Origin of the sequence: Aliiglaciecola sp. 3_MG-2023 (assembly GCF_030548205.1) — a bacterium.
Taxonomy (GTDB): Bacteria; Pseudomonadota; Gammaproteobacteria; order Enterobacterales; family Alteromonadaceae; genus Aliiglaciecola.
Genome location: NZ_JAUORV010000005.1, coordinates 14,034 through 35,218 on the forward strand (window position 1 = coordinate 14,034; position 21,185 = coordinate 35,218).

At 42.6% G+C, this 21,185-nt stretch carries 18 protein-coding genes; 3 read left to right on the forward strand and 15 right to left on the reverse strand.

From position 1 onward, the window contains the following. The first annotated feature begins 52 nt into the window (after window positions 1–52). Complete coding sequence (locus Q4574_RS06795) at window positions 53–520, forward strand: EVE domain-containing protein (protein WP_303472878.1); 468 nt, start codon at window positions 53–55, stop codon at window positions 518–520. A 45-nt stretch (window positions 521–565) separates the two neighbouring features. Here Q4574_RS06795 and Q4574_RS06800 read toward each other — a convergent pair whose 3' ends face one another. The 5 genes from Q4574_RS06800 to coaBC all read right to left on the reverse strand — a co-directional run bounded on the left by Q4574_RS06800 (window position 566) and on the right by coaBC (window position 5,708). Next, entirely contained in the window at window positions 566–2,302 is a 1,737-nt protein-coding gene (locus Q4574_RS06800) for a DUF885 family protein (protein ID WP_303473371.1), read from the reverse strand. A gap of 131 nt (window positions 2,303–2,433) precedes the next feature. Next, a complete protein-coding gene (locus tag Q4574_RS06805; protein WP_303472879.1) occupies window positions 2,434–2,757 on the reverse strand; it encodes a DUF1820 family protein in 324 nt (107 codons plus the stop codon). Between the two features lie 139 nt (window positions 2,758–2,896). Continuing rightward, window positions 2,897–3,466 (reverse strand): TetR/AcrR family transcriptional regulator, encoded by a 570-nt coding sequence (locus tag Q4574_RS06810; protein ID WP_303472882.1) that lies wholly within the window; start codon window positions 3,464–3,466, stop codon window positions 2,897–2,899. Between the two features lie 398 nt (window positions 3,467–3,864). Further along, entirely contained in the window at window positions 3,865–4,455 is a 591-nt protein-coding gene (slmA, locus tag Q4574_RS06815; RefSeq protein WP_303472884.1) for a nucleoid occlusion factor SlmA, read from the reverse strand. A gap of 44 nt (window positions 4,456–4,499) precedes the next feature. After that, the gene (coaBC, locus tag Q4574_RS06820; protein ID WP_303472886.1) at window positions 4,500–5,708 is read right to left on the reverse strand and encodes a bifunctional phosphopantothenoylcysteine decarboxylase/phosphopantothenate--cysteine ligase CoaBC; all 1,209 of its coding nucleotides are present in this window, start codon (window positions 5,706–5,708) and stop codon (window positions 4,500–4,502) included. Between the two features lie 176 nt (window positions 5,709–5,884). Between coaBC and radC the strand changes: the two genes are divergently transcribed. Together radC and Q4574_RS06830 are read left to right on the forward strand one after the other, a co-directional pair. Then, a complete protein-coding gene (radC, locus tag Q4574_RS06825; RefSeq protein ID WP_303472888.1) occupies window positions 5,885–6,559 on the forward strand; it encodes a DNA repair protein RadC in 675 nt (224 codons plus the stop codon). A 104-nt stretch (window positions 6,560–6,663) separates the two neighbouring features. Beyond that, window positions 6,664–7,155 (forward strand): VOC family protein, encoded by a 492-nt coding sequence (locus Q4574_RS06830; RefSeq protein ID WP_303472890.1) that lies wholly within the window; start codon window positions 6,664–6,666, stop codon window positions 7,153–7,155. Window positions 7,156–7,299: 144 nt separating this feature from the next. Here the strand turns inward: Q4574_RS06830 and Q4574_RS06835 are convergent, their stop codons facing one another. From Q4574_RS06835 to Q4574_RS06880, 10 genes are all read right to left on the reverse strand, one after another. Then, a complete protein-coding gene (locus Q4574_RS06835; RefSeq protein ID WP_303472892.1) occupies window positions 7,300–8,187 on the reverse strand; it encodes a TauD/TfdA family dioxygenase in 888 nt (295 codons plus the stop codon). Between the two features lie 17 nt (window positions 8,188–8,204). Beyond that, window positions 8,205–9,530 carry a hypothetical protein gene (locus Q4574_RS06840; RefSeq protein ID WP_303472894.1) on the reverse strand — a complete coding sequence of 442 codons (1,326 nt, stop codon included), beginning with the start codon at window positions 9,528–9,530 and terminating at the stop codon, window positions 8,205–8,207. Beyond that, a complete protein-coding gene (locus Q4574_RS06845; protein ID WP_303472896.1) occupies window positions 9,527–10,174 on the reverse strand; it encodes a cysteine hydrolase family protein in 648 nt (215 codons plus the stop codon). The genes Q4574_RS06840 and Q4574_RS06845 overlap by 4 nt, the downstream gene beginning before the upstream one ends. Continuing rightward, complete coding sequence (locus tag Q4574_RS06850) at window positions 10,167–11,222, reverse strand: LLM class flavin-dependent oxidoreductase (protein ID WP_303472898.1); 1,056 nt, start codon at window positions 11,220–11,222, stop codon at window positions 10,167–10,169. Before Q4574_RS06850 ends, Q4574_RS06845 begins: the two co-directional genes overlap by 8 nt. Window positions 11,223–11,244: 22 nt before the next feature. After that, a complete protein-coding gene (locus Q4574_RS06855; RefSeq protein ID WP_303472900.1) occupies window positions 11,245–12,546 on the reverse strand; it encodes a CynX/NimT family MFS transporter in 1,302 nt (433 codons plus the stop codon). Window positions 12,547–12,609: 63 nt separating this feature from the next. After that, window positions 12,610–15,075: a TonB-dependent siderophore receptor gene (locus Q4574_RS06860; RefSeq protein WP_303472902.1), complete on the reverse strand. Its 2,466-nt coding sequence runs from the start codon at window positions 15,073–15,075 to the stop codon at window positions 12,610–12,612. A 151-nt stretch (window positions 15,076–15,226) separates the two neighbouring features. After that, window positions 15,227–17,596 carry an acetamidase/formamidase family protein gene (locus Q4574_RS06865; RefSeq protein WP_216049372.1) on the reverse strand — a complete coding sequence of 790 codons (2,370 nt, stop codon included), beginning with the start codon at window positions 17,594–17,596 and terminating at the stop codon, window positions 15,227–15,229. A gap of 216 nt (window positions 17,597–17,812) precedes the next feature. Continuing rightward, a complete protein-coding gene (locus Q4574_RS06870) occupies window positions 17,813–18,901 on the reverse strand; it encodes an acetamidase/formamidase family protein (RefSeq protein WP_303472907.1) in 1,089 nt (362 codons plus the stop codon). Window positions 18,902–19,018: 117 nt separating this feature from the next. Beyond that, window positions 19,019–19,819 carry a 4,5-DOPA dioxygenase extradiol gene (gene ygiD / locus Q4574_RS06875; protein WP_303472908.1) on the reverse strand — a complete coding sequence of 267 codons (801 nt, stop codon included), beginning with the start codon at window positions 19,817–19,819 and terminating at the stop codon, window positions 19,019–19,021. An 85-nt stretch (window positions 19,820–19,904) separates the two neighbouring features. Beyond that, entirely contained in the window at window positions 19,905–21,107 is a 1,203-nt protein-coding gene (locus Q4574_RS06880; protein ID WP_303472910.1) for an aromatic ring-hydroxylating dioxygenase subunit alpha, read from the reverse strand. Window positions 21,108–21,185: the final 78 nt, after the last annotated feature.

The following is a 21,185-nucleotide window of genomic DNA, read 5'->3' on the forward strand; positions in this document are numbered from 1 at the left end:
AATAGTTAGTATGATGAACCCCGGTAATACCGAAAAGCATAAAAGGTAGGTTATGAATTATTGGTTATTTAAGAGTGAGCCGGATGCATTTAGCATCGATGATTTAGCGAATAAACCTAATCAAACAGAGCATTGGGATGGTATTCGAAATTATCAGGCGCGTAATTTTTTACGGGATAAAGTGCAACTCGGTGATCAGGTATTCATATATCACTCTAGCTGTAAAAACGTTGGAATCGCAGGTTTAGCTGAAGTGGTAAAAGAGTCTTATCCCGATCATACCCAGTTTGACCCAGAGTCAAAATATTATGATCCCAAATCAGACCCTGAAAATCCCAGATGGTATATGGTCGATGTTAAATTCGTCAAAAAATTCAAACATGTACTGAGTTTAAAAAGCATAAAAGCAATGCCGCAAATACAACAGATTGGTCTGGTCAAAAAAGGCCATCGCTTGTCTATTATGCCAGTGGATCCAGAGGAATTTGCTTATTTGCTTAAAGAGTGTAACAAGCTTTAATCCAAAATTGATTGCAGAGCATTGAAGCTCTGCATATTTTGCTATTTATAATGCTTTTTGTTGTTCAATAAATAGAGCGATATTTTCTCTAAGAACTGACAATGGAATAGAGCCATATTCCAACACCGCATCATGAAAAGCGCGTAAATCAAACTTATCCCCAAGGGCTTCTTCTGCTTCAGCTCGTAACTTTTTAATCTCCAACTCGCCAATTTTATAGGCTAGGGCCTGTGCCGGCCAAGAGATATAACGATCGATTTCCGTGGTCACATTGTGCTCTGACAATGCTGTATTTTCTAGCATATAGTCCAAAGCCTGCTGTCGTGTCCAACCCTTCATGTGCATCCCAGTATCAACCACTAAACGACACGCGCGCCACATTTCATAACTTAAGCGTCCAAATTCTTCATAAGGAGTTTGATAAATACCCACTTCTTTACCCAAAAATTCAGAATACAAACCCCAGCCTTCACCAAATGCCGAAATATAGGTGTAACGGCGTACATTAGGTAAGTTCTGCATCTCTGACGCGAGTGAAATTTGTAAATGGTGGCCGGGAACCGCTTCATGCATTGTTAAGGCGGGAATAGCATATAAAGGTCGTTTATCTAATGCGTAGGTGTTTACCCAATAATAACCTGGCTCATCATCACGCCTAGGTGAAACATACCTACCAGTAGTGTATTTCGGTGCAATGGCATCGGGAACCGGTGCAACACCGTAAGGTGTGCGAGGGAGTTTGTAAAACAGCTTGGGTAACTTTGCATCCATGCGTTTAGCTACATAAGACGCGTGCTTCAACAATTCTTCAGGAGTTTTAGCATAAAATTGCGGATCTGTACGTAAGAATTCAATAAACTCATTGATACTCCCCTGAAAGTCTAGCTCATCAACAATGTCCTGCATTTGAGCGCGTATGCGCGCCACTTCGGTTAACCCTAGCTGGTGGATATCATCCACTGAAAGATCTGTAGTGGTATAGTATTGGGCACGATTTTGATACATCTTTTCGCCGTTAGGCCAGGTTTTAGAAGCAACATCTGATTTAGCATTAGGAATATAATCGGTGACCAAAAAGTCGTAAAAGCTTTGATAAGCGCCCATCACATCTCGTTTGATAACTTCCTTGGCTTCTATTATTAATGCTCGCTTCTGAGCTTCAGTGGCATTGCTATCATCGATTTTTAAGAATGGACTATAAAAAGTATTATCTTCAACTTTCCCACTGAAAAAACTTTCAACAGACTTTTCAAAACCTAGCATAACCGCTTTAGGTTGCACCATTCCCACTTCCATTCCTTTTTTCATCCACGCAATTTGCTGGGCGAAATAAGCTGGGATTTGATCAAGCCTAGTGAGGTAATTTTGATAGTCCTTCACATTAGCGAATCGACTCGAGCGTGGAAGTCCAGCCATTGCACTATGAAACCCATACTCTGAGGTTAGCGGAACATAATGTGCTTTGAAGTGATATTCATCGACATAATTTTGTATCCGATAACGTTGCATCAGCAGGTTAATTTGATCTGTTCGCGGTAACTGTTCTTGGTTTATGTTATCTAGTTTATGTAAGAAACTTTCGAACTGATCATTTTGCCTGGCGAGCCCTTCAGGGGAAATGTCGGCAAGTTGATCATCGAAGTCATGTACGCCTTGAGAGCTAGCATAAACAGGAGATATGGAGAGTTCGTATTGCCAAATATTGTCCATTAATTTGGTCAATTTTTGTTGTTCGGATGCCGTTGCTGGAAGGCATAAAAACAGCAAGAAAAATATCGTCATTCTGCTCAACGGGATATGCATTTGGGGTTCTTTCCTATTTATTTGGGCAACGCCCACAACTATAACGTTTCTAACACAAATTGTACTGAAACTATCAATTTACAGCTTACTGTATGGGGTACAGAAAAGTACTAATTTTTAGGAGTATAAATGGGACTAGGAAAGGCCGTTACTTTATCTGATAGTTCAGTAATCTTTGCCGTGCCTTGTTTCTTCACTTCATCAATTCTTAACACACTGTGCATTGGGATATAGGTGTGCTTTACATCGGCAAATTCAGTTTTTAACTTTTCATGACTTGGATCTAATACCAGTGTTGTATGGGTATCCCAGACAAAATCGCCAATCTCCACAAAACCAAACATACTGCCCTGACTGACTTCTCGTACGTAAACTTCATAACGTTCACCATTACTAACAAACTGTACACGAAATAAAGGATTTTTGGCTGTCATATTACTCACTTTAAGATGTTAAAACCGGCCTGAATTCTAACGATAACTGAGACAATCGCCAAGTGAAATCCGCCCCCTAATCACAAAACTATTAAGGTTCTTACGGATTAATCCAATAAGTCAGCCAGACAGACACTCATTAAGGTTTTAGGGGGCCCAAAATAGCTTGTGTTGCTAGCATGAGTTCATCTGTGTCACCGGCTAGAATTCCGTTAACTGCAAACCCTTGCACGTAGCTGCATAGTTGCAACCCGGTAGACTCAATGTTGATATCTTGTCTAATCTCGCCGAGCTTTTGAGCTTTTTCCAAGCATCCAATAAAATCAATCTGTAAGCGATCTAGATAATGCCTGCCAATATCTCGAATTTTTAAATCATCAAATCCCAACTCGGTGATAATGTTGATTAACAAGCAACCTCGACCTTTAACCAAATCGATGTAATCTGTAAAAAAACCATGAATAGAGAGCATGCCTTGATTGTGCTCTAAGTGTGAAATGGCTTTTGCCAAATGTTGCTCTTGATAATGGGCAAGTACGATGTATAAGAACTGCTGTTTAGAACCAAATTCAATATAAAACCCACGACGATTGAAATCGGTTCTAGCGATAATTTCATCCATAGCCGCACCGTGATAACCATGTTCCAAGAACACAGCAATTGCTTGCTCAAGCACTTCTTCTACATTGTATAAGGCCTTGCGGGGCATATTAATTTGCTCAAATAATAAAGAATAGGTGTTCTTTATAGACTAGCTGAGAAATTATTAGTGTCAAGGAATCTTCTTATGGGAACGTAAACAGATAAACCGTAGCAGGGACTTTAGTCCCTGAGGTCTATTTGAATTGCGCTAGCATCAATACCAGCCTACAAGGTAATTTGTAGCAGGGACTTGAGTCCCTGAGGTCTATTTGAATTGTGCAGGCATCAAAACCAGCCTACAAGGCAATTTGTAGCAGGGACTTTAGTCCCTGAAATCTATTTAAATTACGCTAGCATCAATACCAGCTTACAAGGTAATTTGTAGCAGGGACTTGAGTCCCTGAAATCCATTTGAATTACGCTGGAATAGATACCAACAGAAATAACAAAACTATTGAAACGAACCTATGAAAAAAACTGCTTGTTAATGAACTGCCAGGTCTCTTTAAAATCTTCGGTGGGGCGACGTTTGAAATCACTACGAATAAATAAATTAATACGGCCGTCGGTATAGCAAATCAGCATATTTGCAATTACAGCTTCATCCGCAGGTAAAGATTTACCTTCGCGGAGTTTACGCTCTCTCAAAACCTGTTTGATTTGGGTTTCAAGCCGCTCAAAAATTTGTGCAATTCTACTGCGTAAACGTTCTTGTTCACCCATTAAGGCATCGCCATTTAAAATTCGGGTAATACCTGGATTTTTTTCTGAGAATCCTAAAATTAAATGAATAATAAGCTGAATACGCACTGCACTGTCTTTTTCTTCATTAATGATTTTATTAATGCGAGAAAATAACGTTTCTTCAATAAATTCAATCAAACCTTCAAACATCCGCGCTTTACTGGGAAAGTGACGGTATAAAGCAGCCTCTGAAACGCCCACTTCTGTTGCCAACTTAGCCGTCGTAATGCGCTGTCCAGGATTACTTTCTAGCATACTTGCCAGACACTGCAAAATTTGCGCTCTGCGGTTTGGACGTTTATTCGCGGGCATCAATATGTCTCCCTGTCTGTAGGACTATATTATTATTTTTAGAATTATTGTGTTGCATGTTTATCTTTATATCTTTCGGATACTAATTGCATCAATTTAAAAGCAAGTTGTCTTTTATCGGCAACTTCTAGAGATTTTTCACCCTCTTTCCAAAAAACAGTCAAAGCATTTTGTTCGCTGTTAAATCCAATGTCGCTATTTGATACATCATTGGCGGCAATCATATCGAGCTGCTTACGCTGTAATTTATCTTTTGCATAACGACTAACGTCTTGCGTTTCGGCAGCAAAGCCGACAGTGAACACTGACCGTTGTTGTTTTGCGACATCTGCAAGAATATCAGGGTTTTTAGTAAAAGTAAGGGTTAACTCTTGATTGTTCTTCTTGATTTTTTGATTTACCGCTTGTGAAGGACGATAGTCAGCGACGGCCGCACAACCAATAAAAATATCCGCGCCCTGTATATTGCCCATTACTGCGTCATGCATCTGTAGCGCGCTTTCAACCTTAACTAGGGTTGCTTGATCAGGAGCCGTTATATTGACTGGACCACTAACCAAAGTCACTTTAGCGCCCATTGCTATTGCCGCATTTGCAAGTGCATAACCCATTTTTCCAGAACTATGATTACTAATATAGCGAACAGGATCTATCGCTTCTCGAGTAGGCCCTGCGGTAATCACCATTTTTTTACCCGCTAAAAGTTGAAGAGGTTTGGGTTGGGTGATTATTTCAGCCAAGTATTGCGGTTCGGGCATACGACCTTGCCCAACATCTCCACAAGCTTGTTCACCAGAGTCGGGGGGAATTATAGTGATACCGCGCTTAGCTAAAATAGCAAGGTTTGCCTGTGTTGCTTCTGCTTTCCACATTTGTTGGTTCATGGCTGGAGCAACAAATATTTTTGCGCTGCTGGCTAAACACAAAGTAGATAACAAATCATCGGCCATGCCATGGGCAAGTTTCGCAATGAAATTTGCAGTAGCGGGCGCAATCAGAATGGTATCAGCCCATTTGGCTAATTCAATATGCCCCATAGCTGCCTCTGCCGCAGGATCGAGTAAGTCATTAGAAACTGGATTGCCGGAAACTGCTTGCAGTGCTAAAGGACTAACAAAGTGTTCTGCTGAAGCCGTTAGAACAGCTCGAACCTCTGTATTTTTTGCAGTTAGCTTACGCACTAAATCAGGGGTTTTATAAGCAGCAATGCCGCCTGTAACCCCAAGTAAAACCTTGTCTTTTTGAATGGCCATGTGTCTACATATTCACTGAAAATCTGTCCAGTATTCTACCTAATATACAAGTTAGACAAAACACTTAGGTATTTGATATGACTTAATATTGGCCTGATCAGCGATCATTTGCTAGGTTTAATTGGTGGTATACGACTAATAGCTCGTTATTTTAACCTTAATTCAGGCACGGACGCATGAAACTATCAGAATGGCCAAAAATGGAGCGGCCTAGAGAAAAGCTCCTATCCATGGGCAGTGAAGCCCTATCAGACGCAGAACTTCTCGCCATTTTTTTAAGAACGGGCGTACAGGGCTCAAGTGCAGTTGATTTGGCCCGAGAACTGTTGATTCAGTTTGGATCTTTACGCAGTTTATTAAATGCCAGCAAAAGCCAATTTTGTTTGGGAAAAGGTCTAGGAGAAGTAAAATATGTGCAGCTTCAAGCAACCTTGGAAATGTCGAAACGTTACTTTGCGCAATCACTTACTCGAAAGCACACTTTCGATAGTGCCAATCGCACTAAACAATATCTTCTCAGTCAGTTAAGAGATGAACCTAACGAGGTATTTGCCGTATTATTACTCGACAGTCAACATCGCTTAATTTCCTTTAAAAAATTGTTTTTTGGGACGATTAACGCTGCCAGTGTTTACCCCCGAGTGATTGTTCAACAAGCCTTAGGGGTTAATGCTGCGGCAATCATTTTAAGTCACAACCACCCTTCGGGTATCGCAGAACCCAGTCAGGCAGATCAACATATTACTCAGCGTATCAAACATGCTTTGGAGTTAATTGACGTCACTGTACTGGATCACATTATTGTGGGGGATGGCGACTGTGTGTCTTTTGCTGAGCGAGGTTTGGTATAGTTTTATTGCTTACTGAAATCAATTAAAAAGGCATATATATGAAAGTATTGATAAATCATTGATTCATCATAAGGGGAACTTCATTAAAAACACAGGAAAGTATAATGACTTACCCCAATACTCTTATTTTTGTCGATCTTAGTGCTGATGACCCTGCAGCCGCTGGCGAGTTTTACGCCGAAGTTTTTGGTTGGGAGAATGACCCACGTCCAATGGGCATATATCACCGCATGGTTCCGGGCGGTGTTATGCATGATAGTGACGGAAATGAAACCACTATTGGAAACTTTCACCTTGGCATACATAAAGCTGAAAATGCACGTCCTCATCCAAACCGAGAAGGCGTTGAGCCTCGCTCTATTGCAACTGAAGGGCGCAAACCAAGGGTTTGGATTCTGGTCAGCGATGATGACAGCATTGATGCTATTTTAGAGCGAGCAGAAACGAGAGGGGCAAGTATTTTGTGGAAAGACCATTTTTGGGCTGAATTTAACGGTATAAATGCCGCTTTCCAAGATCCTTGGGGAAATGAAATTATATTGTGGGTGAAAGGTGGTGATTCACCGCAAATTCCAGCCCACTTTACCCAAGAGTAATTTACATCTATAACCTGTAGCAGGGGCCTTAGCCCCTGGGATCTATTTAACGTGCGCTAGCATCAATACCAGCCCATAAGATAACCTGTAGCAGGGACTTCAGTCCCTGAAATCTATTTGAATTGCGCTGGCATCAATACCAGCCTATACATCACCTACTGATATGGGCTTTTCGCCTTTAACCCATAATCGATGGGCCATACGTTGGTATTTTTTATCATCGTAAACGGTGCCAGTGTGCAATGTGCAGCGGTTGTCCCACATTAACACATCACCTTTTTGCCACTTGTGTGCATACACATATTTCGGTTGGGTTATATATTCTACTAGCTCATCCACCAAGGCCATGGCTTCGTCGTCTTCCATTCCTAAAATATGTTTTACCGTACCTGTACTAACCCACAAGGCCTTGCGGCCATCAGCGGGATGGACCCGTATCATCGGGTGAATAACGTCTGGGTTTTCACGGCGCAGCTCATCGGTTATTTCATAACTATTGAATTCTCGATTTTGAATAAAATGCACGAGGGAGTGATGAATCTTTAAGGGATCTAATTGTGCCTTTTTTTCTTCCGATAAATCTTCATAGGCCGCAACTTGGTCTGCTAATAATGTATCTCCGCCTTCATCAGGGACGGTTACAGCGTACAACATAGTGCACATGACAGGCTCTTCTTTATAAGAATAATCTGTATGCCAACCTAAACCATCGTTATGGGCACCAATGGGTTCACCTTTTTCACCGAGCATATTCGAAATTTTAAAAATATGCGGATAGTTAGGTAAGCAAAACTTAGTTTGAGTATGTAACTCTGGCTCACCGAAAGCATTAATAAAGCGCATTAGGTCATCGGGCTCCATGGTTTGATTGCGCAATAAAATTGCACCATGTTGATGAAATGCAGCCACGACTTTTCCTAAGGTCTCTTGATCTGCTGATTGTAAATCCACATCGACTATTTGCGCACCAAAGTCGCCTTTTAAGTGCTCTATGGTTAATTCTTCAGAGGGTTTAGATGGTGACGTATTCATAATTTGGTTCACTATTTTTAAGATTCACGTTTGCCACACACTGATAAAGCAGTTAGTGCATAAATTAATGCACTATCAACTAAATCTTGTGGCGTTGAGCGCCATCTAGGCATGCCGGAGGTCACTGCTGGTATGCGTTGCATATTAAATACGTTGTGGTCGCGCCACATACTAGAATAAGCAGGGTGGGCTAACTCAATGGGCGCATTTCGGGTTGCTTTGGTGGCATCACACAGAGACTTCACCAAGGGAGCGACAGCATTTGCATCTGCCTCGAAACCATTTCTTACAACCATTGGTTCTATATCGTACTCATCGATATCTAAGGATGCCATTACCTGCTTCAGCTGGTGGTATGGTTGTGCTGCCGTTTGCTGCGCAGTCAGACCAACTTCAATATAAACAGAGCACACATCCGTGCCGGCGCCAAAGGTTAATGGTGAACCAGCTTTAATCGAATCAATTTGCACTTTGGGAACAGAGACGCCACCGGTAGTAACATACTGGTTTTCCGCTTCATATTGTTGTGACCAAGTGTGTAATGCATCGATCACCGTGCCTAATTTGTATATCGGGTTGGGATGCTTATGAGTTTCTACTGGCGCTTCCAATATTGGTGTAAAAACTCCTTCACCAAATAACTGAATGCGAAATAAGGCATAGCCATTACCTTGCCAAGTTACGCCCCAATCACAGCCTTCTGCAGCAATGGCGTAATCTGCAACTACACCACCGTGGTGAAACAGATAGTGAGCACCTATATCTTTCCCCATATAATCAACGCCTTGCCACTGTTCCATTGGCTCAGGACCAATTTCTCCTGGGCAGGCCGTCAAATATAACTTTCCAGCTAATTCAATCCCTGCTGCTTTTAATGCTTTGGCAGCAATTAAAAAACAACTCATCGGGCCGCGATCATTACTGATGGGGAAACCGTGAAACTTACCGTCTTCCAACCAACACTTATCCCACTCTGGATTCTCTAAGGTCTTTTGCGAAAACTTGTGTTGATTAATATGTGGATTATCGCTTGGGCTTTCGGTATCTAAGTGAGCAGTAAATAATAGGTTTTTACCAACGCCTTTACCGCCATATTCGCCAATGATGTTTTGACGTTCTGGTGTAGCGCCACATTGACGGGTTTTGAAACCGTTAGTTTGCAACCAGTCGAAGACAAATTTCCCCGATTCGGCTTCATAACCGGATTGGCTGGGAATATTACCCAAAGTGAGAGCTAGTTCGGTTATTTCGTCTATGCTGATAGCCGCTTTAATCGCTGCAATATCATCGTCTGTTACCGAGTAGTTTACTTGAGTATCAGATGGGTACAAAGGACTGCTCATGCTGCCTCCCAATGTTTAATGATGGACTGGGTATCGCTTAGTAGAGCGAAATTGATAGCCATAGCTCGAAGACTGGCGTCATGTAATTCTATATCGTAAGCTGCACACCCATCACTCACCACAATACAATGATAATCACGGTGGAACGCATCTCTGACGCTAGACTCTACACAACATTCAGTGGTGATACCGCAAAACACTAATGTGTCTAGTTGCTTTTGTTTCAACAGGTCATTCAGTTGTGTTTCATAAAAGGCGCTATAACGTGTTTTATAAATTACCCAATCACCGTCTTGCGGCTCTGTGCCATAAAACGTCATACCAGCGGTATCTGCACGACAAATAGCGCTTTCAGCTTTAGCATCTCTACCTTGTCTACTCATCCACTCTTGCCATGCAGCAGAGTCGTCTTGTTCCGTGGTTTTTAAACCTACAAAGATAATTGGAATATCATTCTTGCGCGCGCTTGCGACTAATTTTTTAATGTTTTCAACAGCGGGTTGCACCACGCTCATGTCGAGTCCAAACTGTCCTAACAGACCATCTGGACTGGCAAAGTCGTTTTGTACATCAACGATGCACAAAGCGCTGCGATTGGATGTTATCCAATCGGATTTTAGTTCTATTAAATCAGCATCAGCCATAATGGGCTCTTACCGCCGGCAAAATTTCTTTGCCGAATTTGTGTAGCCCTTTTTCGTAATCGTCGAAAATCACCATGACGCCGTCCATTTCAGTGTTATCAATCATCTCGATCAGCTGTTGTTTCACTGATTCTGCAGTGCCAACTAATTCACGACTCATAAATGCACCTTGTGCTCGAATGACCATGGCATTGTCTTTTAATGCCGGGTCAATTCCGTATGAACGCATCATGCCCTCAATCGCACCTAAATCTTTACCTTCGCGGTAATAGTCTGCTTTAGCTTGGGCTTCTTCTTCGGTGTCTTCAATAATCAGTGTTGCCATACAAAAGCACTTCACTGGCGTATCGAGTTCATCGGCTATCTTGCGAGCCATGCGAGTTATTTTAAGGGTCTCTTCATCGTCTTTACCGCCTACAAAACATGCATCTGTATTTTTTACTGAGAAGCGTAAGCCGCGTTCTGATTGGCCTGCACAGACAGTGAATGGCTTGTTAAGTGGTTTAGGCTGTGACACACAGTCTTCAAACTTGAAGTACTTTCCATCATAATCTACGTGGTCTTCTTGCCACAGTTTATGCACCAAATCACTCCATTCCTGGGCATACACATATCGCTCGTCGTGGTCAATGTCATCACGCCACGCACCCATTTGGTTAAGCTCATCGCGAAATGAACCTGAAACAATATTTAACCCTGCTCGACCACCGGAAATCTGGTCTAAGGTGCTCATCATTTTGGCAACCGCACCAGGGTTCATCATTAGAGTATGCACAGTCGCGATAATTTTTGCGTGACTGGTGGCTTCGGCTAATCCCGCCATCATAGTGATGGATTCTAAAGAGGTACCCCAATGTTCGGTTTTACCGCCATACCCACGCCATTTTGCCATGGACATGATGAAGTCCATTTTATAGCTGTCTGCAATGACGGCTGCGGTTTTATTTTGCTGATAGGAAGCATCTAAAGTAGGGGTGTTCTCTGAAACTATCCAACCGCCATTTGCGATGGGTAAAAACACGCCAAATTCTTTACTGTTGGTTGTCATATTAAAAACTCCTGAATAACAACTACTTACTAGCTACTTTAGCTGCAAGCATATTATTTATTGATGGGTCTGATGGGGTTGGTTCGGATACTTTTTGCTGCTTGAGTCTAGGTGGTCGCATGAATGCTATTCCAACTAACACCAACATGGGAAGTATTCCAATCAAAACGAATGGAGGAACGAATGTCCCTGATATATCGCGCATGCGGCCACTAATAATAGGCGCTGCAGAAGCGATAGTTGCACCAATATTCATTAACGAAAACAAGGGTAAATATGGCCCTGTACCAAAATATCTTACAAGTAACACTGTGCAGGATAAAAAGGTTAAACCAAACCCAAAACCAATGGCAAAAGCGAAGAAGCCTAAGGTGACTAAAGACTGTCCGAAACTTAAGGCAAACATTCCGCCGGCCAGTAACAGTAACGCTATCTGCAACATGACTTTTGGATCAAAGAATTCACCAATAAAGCCACCTACAACACGAGATATGGCATTGCAGAATGCCTCAGCAGACAATAAAGTGCTGGCTAAGGCAAAAGTGATCCCGACTTCAGTCATATGCGCGACGGAAAAACTGTTCACTGTAATTCCCACAAATAGCACCGTGGAATAAGCGACGAGTAACAAAATATATTGGGGGGTACGAACTGCTTGTTTAAATGTCCAAGTTTGTTCCGTTTCATAAACCCGTTGTTTTTCGGTATCCACTTTTTCTTGTTTAGGAGGCGTTCTTAATCGGTTGGCATCTGTGAATAACAGCGCTAACAGCATTAATCCCACTGATATTACAATAGCCGCTAGCATAACTAACCAGTGTAAACGCCAGTTTCCTAGCACATTGGTTGCCATCCAAACCACGATTGGTCCAACAACACCGCCTAAACCTCCAACGGTATAATAAAAACCAAAAGCCGTTGAACGTCGTTTGAAAAAGTGAGTAATGATATAGGTGCCCGGAACTGAACCTACAAAGGTATACCCAGTTCCAGTGAGAATACATCCTAGAAAATAAGTAATAGGTTCAATTGTTAAATACAACACAATAAAACCGATAGCGAGTAACAGCAGGCCAATAATGAGCGTTGTCGCAACGCCCCACCTTCTAATTGTCACTGTAGGTAAGTACCCACTCAAGCCACAAGCTACGCCTAAGAACGTAAACCCAAGGCCTGCAGTGGTCCAATCCCAGCCTAACTCAGTTACCATGGCTGGAAGAATAACCCCCAGAGAAGTAAAGGTTGCGGCAGTAACAACAAAAAAGCTTAAACTGAAGGTGCATAAAACAAACCATGCTTGTTTATCAGCGCTTAACTTTCCCATAATGATCCTCAAAGTGTGCAGTGTGAATACAACTATTTTTCAGCTGCACACAGATGTTTTTATTTAAAACGCGTAATTGACAGTGACTCGCCATTCACGTCCCTTACCAGGCAATACAGCAACGTCGCCATATAGGTCCTGAAGCGATGTAAAGTAGGTTTCGTCAAATACATTGTCAATATTCAACATCAACGACCAATCACCATAATGGGCGAAGAAAGATCCCTGTACTGTCCAATAACTAGGGTATTTCACCGAATTTTCGACTAAGCCTGAAGTCTCCGATACATGACGAACTCCCCAAGTTGAGCCAATGCTATCGAACACGCCTGCTTCACTGGCATAAGTCGCGTAAATACTGGTTACCGCGTCAGGAATACGAGTGTCTTCTAATTCACCCAGGTAGTAGTCGCTACCCGTGGCTGAATACATGCTGCTGGCAAAACTCAATGCCGCTATCGAAACGCCATAGTTGTCGATATCGTTCAAACCAATATCTCTTGGATTAACTATGTAGTAACCAGCAAAGCCATCGATGTATTCGGTTTTTTGCTTATTGCTAGTAATGCTAAAGCTCAGATTTTCACTGGCAAGAATGCGCAGTTCTAATTCTGTACCTTCGCTTCTTGTGCGACTAACAGTACTTCCTCCAACGGTACTCAACTCGGTTCTTTCTTGTCTGTAGCCAGATAAAGAACCAGTTAACACGCCGTCAAATAGTTCGAGCTTTATACCACCTTCAAGCAACTCACCTTCAGACAACCATTCTCCGTTAGCAATCAAATCAGGAGAAACATCTCCGGCTTGGCTAAACTCGATAGCGGAAGATTCAGCGTAACTTACGTAGGGGCGAATACCTGACTCTAAGTCCAACAGTAACATCGCACTAAAAGTAAACTCACCTTCGCTATCTTCAGCGTATGTTTCCGTTGCATAGGAGTAGGTTGGATCGCCATTTTCAGTGGATTCTACATCGTAGTAGTCATAACGGCCGCTCAATGACAGATTCCAAACCTCCATTGCGGTTAGATCAACCATGGCAAATGCAGAGTTATAACTCCACTTCGATTCGGTATCTAGATCCCAGAAAAAATCAGAATTGAATGGCGAACCCATGATGTCGTTCGGCATTGCACCAACTGAGATATCTCTACGGTTGATAGCAATTTGGCCACCATTATAAGACTCTTTGCGGCGAGCATCATAATAACGACTACTGATACCCACATTGTAGGAACCTTGTATCGCGTCGCTGCTGTTTCCAAAAGCACTAATATAAGAAACGCGTAATTCCGCAGTTTTGGCTAAGTAATCAGCTGGGAAGCCGTAACTAACAAAGCGTTGATTATCGAGGTAGTCAGCAAACAATTGCAGTTTTAATTGGCTGTCATCTTCATAGGTTTTGATCAAATCGACGAAACCGGTAAAAGTCGAAGTATCTGAAAAATCACTATCACTTGTATACACATCGTGGCGCGACAACTGGGTCGTTCCTACGTTAGTGTCTAATGCAGCTACATTAGGATCGGCATACAAATAATAGTCAGGATAAGACGTCAACTTAGCAAAATAAGTGGGATCTTGTGCAGACAACTCCGCCCATTCCATTTGTCCATTACCGTTGGTGTCGACTAAGTCAGTATCGCGTCCGGTAATATAGGTCCCATCATCAATTAATTCTTGGGTGACCCGATTCCATCCTGGCGTTTGCACATAACCTTCAGCATTGTATGCCATTATACCTGCAACCAGCTTCCAATCATTGGCTAACTCAAAATCTGCGGTAACTTGAAGCATTTGATGTTCAGGTTCTATATCATTGTAATAACTGCCAGAGTCTTCCACCTCAATATAGGTATAGATCCCACCTTCAGCATCGCCCACATTCACTGGCAATCCGAATTGAAAACTGGCGTTCTTTTTGTCATATGAACCTAGTGTTACCTGCATTTCACCCACGGCTTCAGGTAAGTAACCACCACTTTGACTCAATCTAGCCGTTTTGGGTTCAAGATTAAGTAGTCCGCCAATTTTACCTGGACCAAAGTTGGCTGTAGGTGGACCTCGAAGAATGTCTACTCTCGATGTAGAACCAATTGGAGTTTGGTAGGTACCGCGATTTTCGATGCGTTTAAAACCATGAAAGTAAGTCTCTGCTAAGGTTCCTCTAACGTTTAAGGCACCTTCAACACCGTAGAATGATGCGGTAAAAGTACCAGGGGCTACAGCGGTTAAATCATCAACCGTAGTCACTCCAAATGCTTTTAATGTCTCATCACTTACAAAGGTTGCTGAACGGGGAGTTTCTAGCAAGGATTTTTCGAACCCAAATAACAATCCACTGGGTTGGTTTTCAAGGAAACCGGCGATATCTCGTTGAGCGACAACTGAAACTACTTCGATAGAATCAGCGTTTGAGTCGTTTGTATTTGTTGTTGTTAACTCTTCTGCCATTAACTTAGTGCTAGCGCCATGCATCGCAACTACAGCTAACGAAACTGATGTAAAGAGCTTATTCAATTTGAACATAGTGTGAACCCTTCTGTTTTTATTTTCGTTTTTGCTGCTGGGTATTACACTAACAACTTACGTGTCATCACTTTTGTAGTTATCCGTCTAAGTACTTGACTATTTGTGTAACTCGACGCTTTATCCTTTTAACGTTGGTAAATTTATCAACCTAATCTGTGTTTTCAGCCAAATTCGTGAATATTCCTTTCGGGATAGCTGCATGCACTCCCCAATTACCATCAACCACCTGAGTCACGCCAAAGTCCACAGCAACAGACAATAACGAAATAGCTTCATCTTCACTTAGGTTTTGCGAATTCATTAAAAATCGACGCGCTTTTCTAAACGCGTCTCGCATAGCCAAGTCAATTGTTGATTGGTTATAAATTTCACTTTGGGCATTGCTGCCCAGTTCTTTTAAATAATTAGGGTGACTGAACCCTAAAACAACCCATTCATCGTCAGTTTCGATTAACGGGAAGTCCATATCAAAATATTGTCCGGGTAAGTCGGCTTGTTTGTGCAAAATAACTTGGAATTCTCCCGTTAATGAGCACTCTATCGCCGTTCCGCATAGCTCAGAGTCTCCTTGACTCGCATGAGGATCACCCACTGACAGTATACCTCCCTTAACGGCCACAGGTAAAAATACTCTGGAGCCTTTGCCTAAACGCCAATTGTCTAAATTGCCACCTTGATTAGATGGTGGAACAGAATCGACCAAGTCAGCATGATTAGGTGCTAACCCAATAGTACCAAAATGTGGCCTAAGAGGTATTTCTACATTTTGTAAAATGTCGAAGTTTTTTTGGGTCTTACTATGGTCAACTGGTACACCTGGATAATCTATGCGCTCATGGGTAACCCCAAATGGATCTGTTTGCGGTATCCAACGATAATTATACACAGCGTGCGCACAGCTGGGTTTGTCTGATTCGTCAATTTCGTAGATAGTAACCACTTCTCTAGGCTTAGGTTCAGTGAGCAAATCATTGTAATGAAATCCCCAGAAAGTAGCGGCGTTAGAGCCAAAACTGCGGCCTTTGAACTGGTCACTGTGATTGTGTCGAGTATGAATATCTAATATTCGTAGCTCGATTACATCCCCAGGCATGGCTTCATTTATGTATATGGGGCCAGTACAAACGTGGACTCCAAATCCTTCCCCCGCGCCTCGACCGTAAATGGAGGCATCCATGGGACCTGCACCTCTGCGATCAACATTTTTCTGTTTAGATGTCCATTTAAAAACACTCTCGGCACCGGGATCATCTTTTATCATCCGTTCATAGTCGTCGTAGGCGTGGTGGGTGAGGGTCTCTATTGTTACCTTTTCATGGGAATTCATATACAGCACTGGAGTCAGTTCACGGTCGAAAAAGCCCCAGTGAATAGTATCTTTATTGACTGGAATGTAATGATGAACCGAAGATGCTTTGTCTTGGGCTAATTTAAGCGCTTGCGACTGTTTGGCCATTGCCGCCACATCAACTTGAGGCTTATTGCCGGTGTCTTCGCGGTTTTCGGTGGTACTCACACCTATGGGGCGGCCTCTGCTCTGCTTTAATTCATGCTCTTTCGCGGCCTTCTGTTTAGAACGTTTACGATATTCTCTGGGAGACATTTTTACGTAATCACGAAAAGAACGACTAAAATAAGCTGAATCGTTAAATCCCCAGCGGAAACAAATTTCAGAAATAGATAATTGCGCATGCACTGGACTATCGAAGTCATCTTTACAGCGCTCTAAACGCCGATTTCGAATGTAGCGGCTGAAGCTCTGATCTACCGATTCAAATAATTTCTGCAAGTATCGGGGAGACACTTTATGTTCACTGGCTACTTCATTTAAGTTCAAATCTGGATTGGATAGTCGGACTTCTATACTTTGGCAAATTCGATGTAATAAAGCGGCTTTTACTCCAGCCGAACCGCCGAGAGAGCGGGTATCTGCTTCTGGAAATAGCGCTGCGATTAGAAATTCAGGAATAGCCATTTCTAGTGGACGTAGCTGATCTTCAGTCATTTTTTCCAAATTATTAGCCACTGAAACTAGCATCGCGGCTAATGTTTGAGCAGGACCTGAATGCCCCGGTAAATGCAGCATGTGTGAAGGAAGAGGAGCGATTAAACGTGCATTGAATGCGATATTTGGTACGGTCACGAATAATTGTCTGAAATCAGAATGTAAGGTTAGTGAGGTTTTGGAACCCATAGCGCCAAATACAATATCACCAGGTAAAACCTCAAAAGACCGATTCCCCTCTCTAATTGTCATTCGCCCTTCGAGGGGGAAAGCAACCCAAACACCATTATTGGTATTTTCTTTTTTAGCAATAATATTCTGCGATGCCGAACTAATTCGAGTGAATTCAATCCCGTTAGGCGTGGTTAAATTATGCATCACAGCATAAAAATCCTCTAACTTGCCCTTATATTCACAAAATAAACCGAGTTTTTCTAACGCCCCCTGCCAACTAGGAAGTCGTTCAATTTTAGAATGGGCATCGGTGGAATATTCCCAACTTCGACTAAGCATAATTTTCTCTCTTCAAATTCTCGTGACTGCACGGATAGCAATTTGTATTTTTACGTAACGGATTGGTGTTACTAGGAAAACTTTTTCTTTAAGGTTAGGTAGCAAAGCAAGTTACATACCACAGCAGGGGAGTTGTGAAGCAAAGCATGAAATGAGAATGATTATAAAAAACGCACGCTCAAAGAGTATGCGTTCAGTGTGAGGATTCAACAGCCTTTAGTCTGAATCAGGCTCACCGGTGTCTACGATACTACGTGGTATTTTAACGTGAACACCCTGTACACTATCTACCACTTGAGTTACCCCGAAATCACTGGCAACACTCATCAAAGAGTAGGCGTCGTCGCGGCTCAAACCTCGATGTTCTGAAAGCAATTCAAGCATATCGATTGAGGCATTTTTCATAGCGACATTGAGATCTTCGTCAAAGCCATGTACCACAAAATAATTTGGTGTTTCTAACAGCGGGGAAGGGAATACAAAGTCTTTGCGCACAATGATTTGCATGGTGACATCCAATGAGGCTTCAATTGCAGTGCCACTGATTTCACCATCACCTTGTGATACGTGGGGGTCGCCAATAGAAAATAATCCACCTTCTACCTGCACCGGATAATACATGGTAGAACCTGCACCAATCCGCCAGTTATCAATGTTACCACCATGTTTACCAGGTGGAATAGTGCTCACTCTGCCACTGACATCCGGTGCCACTCCAGCAGTGCCTAAGTGAGGGCGAACAGGCACTCGGACGCCATTTAAAGTCGTTTCTCGTTCACATTCAGGACACTTAGTTATCGTTCCAGGCGTTAAATATTTTCCCTTAAAGTCATAAGCATAGTGACCATGAGCTTGCATACTCGCCATGTCTAAACGGTAAATGGTGACTCGTTCTTTTTGTTCGAATTCATCATATAAGTGTCCCCAGTTAGCTGCTAAGTTTGAACCATAAGAAAAGCGCGGACGCATCGACAAATAACGAACCTCTAGGATATCACCAGGTTGAGCACCTTCGACAAATATTGGCCCTGTCATGAGGTGGACACCTGGGTTTCTGTCTGCTTCTGGAATACCATCCCAAATGGCTTTGACACTATCGTCCATCATCAAGTCTGGTGCATCGCCAGCGTGATGTGTAATGGCTTCTGCTTGAATGATATCGCCACTTTTCACCTTTAATGCGGGGGCTTCGGTGGCAGAAAAATAACCCCAGTGACAGTTTTCCACTGTGGCTTTTAAGGTGTGCATAGCGCTTGCTTGACAACGATCCTGTTCTGACAAATCGTCAGTTTTCAACAGTGACATAAACTCTCCTTTCAATTATTTATTTGGTATTAATGAAAATCGTATTTTTCCAGATTAAAGGCTGAGGAAGTCTATTACTTGACTGTTTACGCCAGCTTAGTTGTGTGAAACCACCTTTCAGCTAAAGACCACAGTTGTCATGTCTAACGAACCGTATTCAACATAGGCGGTTTCAAAGCGCAATGTATCTTTAGGCAGGCGCGCACCCAAAATATAAAGTATCGGTAAAAAGTGGTCAGGATTTGGTACCGACTCTACGGCGTCGGCACCAAGGGAGCTATACTGCACTACTTTTTCGGGAGTATTCTCGACCATCGCAGAACGCATCGCATCACCAAAACGTTTGGCCCAAGGATAGGTTTTGTCTCGACCGCCCCAATCCATAGCGGGTAAATTGTGGACTATATTGCCACTGCCCATGACCAAGTATCCTTCGCTACGAAGCTGGGCTAGTTTTCGGCCGATTTTGAAGTGAAACTCCGCTGGTTGTTGACGGTTTATGGACAACTGCACTACCGGAATGTTGGCCTTTGGATACGCTTTTGCCAGCACACACCAAGCACCGTGGTCAAAGCCCCAACTATCATCTAATGCTGCGCCTTCTGCAGCCAAAATATCGACTAGTTTTGCGGCTAACTCTGGTGAACCTGGAGCGGGATATTGCATTTCATACATGGCTGGTGGAAAGCCCCCAAAATCATGAATAGTGCGAGGGTTAGCCATTGATGTAACACCCACACCTTGTGTGTACCAGTGGGCTGAAATACATATTATGCCTTTAGGGTTTGGAAATTCTTGTCCCAGGCTTTGCCACATTCGTGTTGCTTGATTATCTTCGAGAATATTGCCAGGGCTTCCATGGCCGAAGAAAATAGCTGGCATGGTAGCGTTTGACTGGTTATCAGTTTGAGTTTGCATATGCTTTACCTACGAAAAAGTCATATACCGGCTAAAGGGTATATGACGAAAAGATTTTTGCCTGCGCTATAAATTAAGATAATGATTATGCGCTCTGTTTAATGGGGATGATGTGCTTGGATTTATCCCAACAAGATTGATAACGCTCAACTAACCATTCATTTAATAATTGTTGTGCTTTTTCTTGCCAAGAGTATCTCCCTCTGGGGGCAAATCTAGACTGTAAGCCCACTTGCACCAGTTCATCTACGTGCAAGTCTTGTTCGGTAATTTCCATGGCAGCTTTCATATTAAAATCAATTTTGTCTTCAAATAAAGGATCTTTCATTGCGCCTGGGGCAACCAAGTAGCCAATGGTCATACTATGACTGTCGGCAGATTCGGCATGCAGAATCAGGTAAATAATCATATCGCTGGTAATGACTAACGACAAAGAGGGAGGTAAGTTAGCAAACACCGCTTGGTGACGGTCTTCGTCAGTTAAATTAGGAAAAATGGGTAGAATTGCTTTTTGCAGCGGGTTGAAGGCTGCATCGGGATGATTCGTCCCATTTAATCGAATATAGCCAGCTTCGCCTTCGGGCATTTCCGGGAATACCGATTTTTCACTGGGAATAAAATCGTGCAGCGGTCCTTTATGAAGTTTAGTGGCGTGGTATCCATCATTATTGTTTTCCATCATCACTTTCCAGTTCCAGTTGTATTTCTCTGGATCCATGGGCCTTGGGCCTTCGGCTTTTTCCAAGTCGTAGTTTTTCAGGTATTTGGTGACTTCCGTTAATCTTGATGCCAGCGGCGCTGCATTGAGGTCAAAGTTAACAAAAATAAAACCTAACCAAACTTCCACTTTAAGCTTGGGTAAGGCAATGTCATCACGACTGAAGTCACAGGTTTTATTCATTGCTGGCGCACCAGATAGGGTGCCATCTAAACGGTAACCCCAATGATGATAGGGACATAAAAAGGCTTGAGCATTACCATGCCCTTCTGCAACCAACATGGCTCGGTGTTGACATACGGCTGACAACGCATGAATTTCTTGGGTTCTATCCCTGCAGATAATTAAAGGCTCATTAACATGCGTAACCGTGAAGAAGTCACCTACTTTGGGAATTAACGACTCGCGTCCAACACAAAGCCACTCGTGATTAAATAGGGCTTCTTTTTCGAATTCAAAAAAATCTTGGTCGGCATAACATTCTGGCGGTAAGGTTTCCGCTTGCTCTACTTCTAATGTGGAGCTGGCCAAACTGGCAAAAAACTCTTCATCGAACACTTTTTTCATCATGCGCTATTTCCCAATGCTATTTTTATCGTTATTTAGTTATATTTTGTGGAATTTAATCTCGAAACAACTTCTATGGAT

Bases quoted from the DNA above. Each gene is read 5' to 3' on its own strand.
- Q4574_RS06835 (WP_303472892.1), bottom strand. From the start codon at position 8,187: ATGAATACGTCACCATCTAAACCCTCTGAAGAATTAACCATAGAGCAC.
- radC (WP_303472888.1), top strand. From the start codon at position 5,885: ATGAAACTATCAGAATGGCCAAAAATGGAGCGGCCTAGAGAAAAGCTC.
- coaBC (WP_303472886.1), bottom strand. From the start codon at position 5,708: ATGGCCATTCAAAAAGACAAGGTTTTACTTGGGGTTACAGGCGGCATT.
- Q4574_RS06805 (WP_303472879.1), bottom strand. From the start codon at position 2,757: ATGACAGCCAAAAATCCTTTATTTCGTGTACAGTTTGTTAGTAATGGT.
- Q4574_RS06855 (WP_303472900.1), bottom strand. From the start codon at position 12,546: ATGGGAAAGTTAAGCGCTGATAAACAAGCATGGTTTGTTTTATGCACC.
- Q4574_RS06845 (WP_303472896.1), bottom strand. From the start codon at position 10,174: ATGGCTGATGCTGATTTAATAGAACTAAAATCCGATTGGATAACATCC.
- ygiD (WP_303472908.1), bottom strand. From the start codon at position 19,819: ATGCAAACTCAAACTGATAACCAGTCAAACGCTACCATGCCAGCTATT.
- Q4574_RS06810 (WP_303472882.1), bottom strand. From the start codon at position 3,466: ATGCCCCGCAAGGCCTTATACAATGTAGAAGAAGTGCTTGAGCAAGCA.
- Q4574_RS06880 (WP_303472910.1), bottom strand. From the start codon at position 21,107: ATGATGAAAAAAGTGTTCGATGAAGAGTTTTTTGCCAGTTTGGCCAGC.
- Q4574_RS06850 (WP_303472898.1), bottom strand. From the start codon at position 11,222: ATGACAACCAACAGTAAAGAATTTGGCGTGTTTTTACCCATCGCAAAT.
- Q4574_RS06800 (WP_303473371.1), bottom strand. From the start codon at position 2,302: ATGACGATATTTTTCTTGCTGTTTTTATGCCTTCCAGCAACGGCATCC.
- Q4574_RS06840 (WP_303472894.1), bottom strand. From the start codon at position 9,530: ATGAGCAGTCCTTTGTACCCATCTGATACTCAAGTAAACTACTCGGTA.
- slmA (WP_303472884.1), bottom strand. From the start codon at position 4,455: ATGCCCGCGAATAAACGTCCAAACCGCAGAGCGCAAATTTTGCAGTGT.
- Q4574_RS06870 (WP_303472907.1), bottom strand. From the start codon at position 18,901: ATGTCACTGTTGAAAACTGACGATTTGTCAGAACAGGATCGTTGTCAA.
- Q4574_RS06860 (WP_303472902.1), bottom strand. From the start codon at position 15,075: ATGTTCAAATTGAATAAGCTCTTTACATCAGTTTCGTTAGCTGTAGTT.
- Q4574_RS06830 (WP_303472890.1), top strand. From the start codon at position 6,664: ATGACTTACCCCAATACTCTTATTTTTGTCGATCTTAGTGCTGATGAC.
- Q4574_RS06865 (WP_216049372.1), bottom strand. From the start codon at position 17,596: ATGCTTAGTCGAAGTTGGGAATATTCCACCGATGCCCATTCTAAAATT.
- Q4574_RS06795 (WP_303472878.1), top strand. From the start codon at position 53: ATGAATTATTGGTTATTTAAGAGTGAGCCGGATGCATTTAGCATCGAT.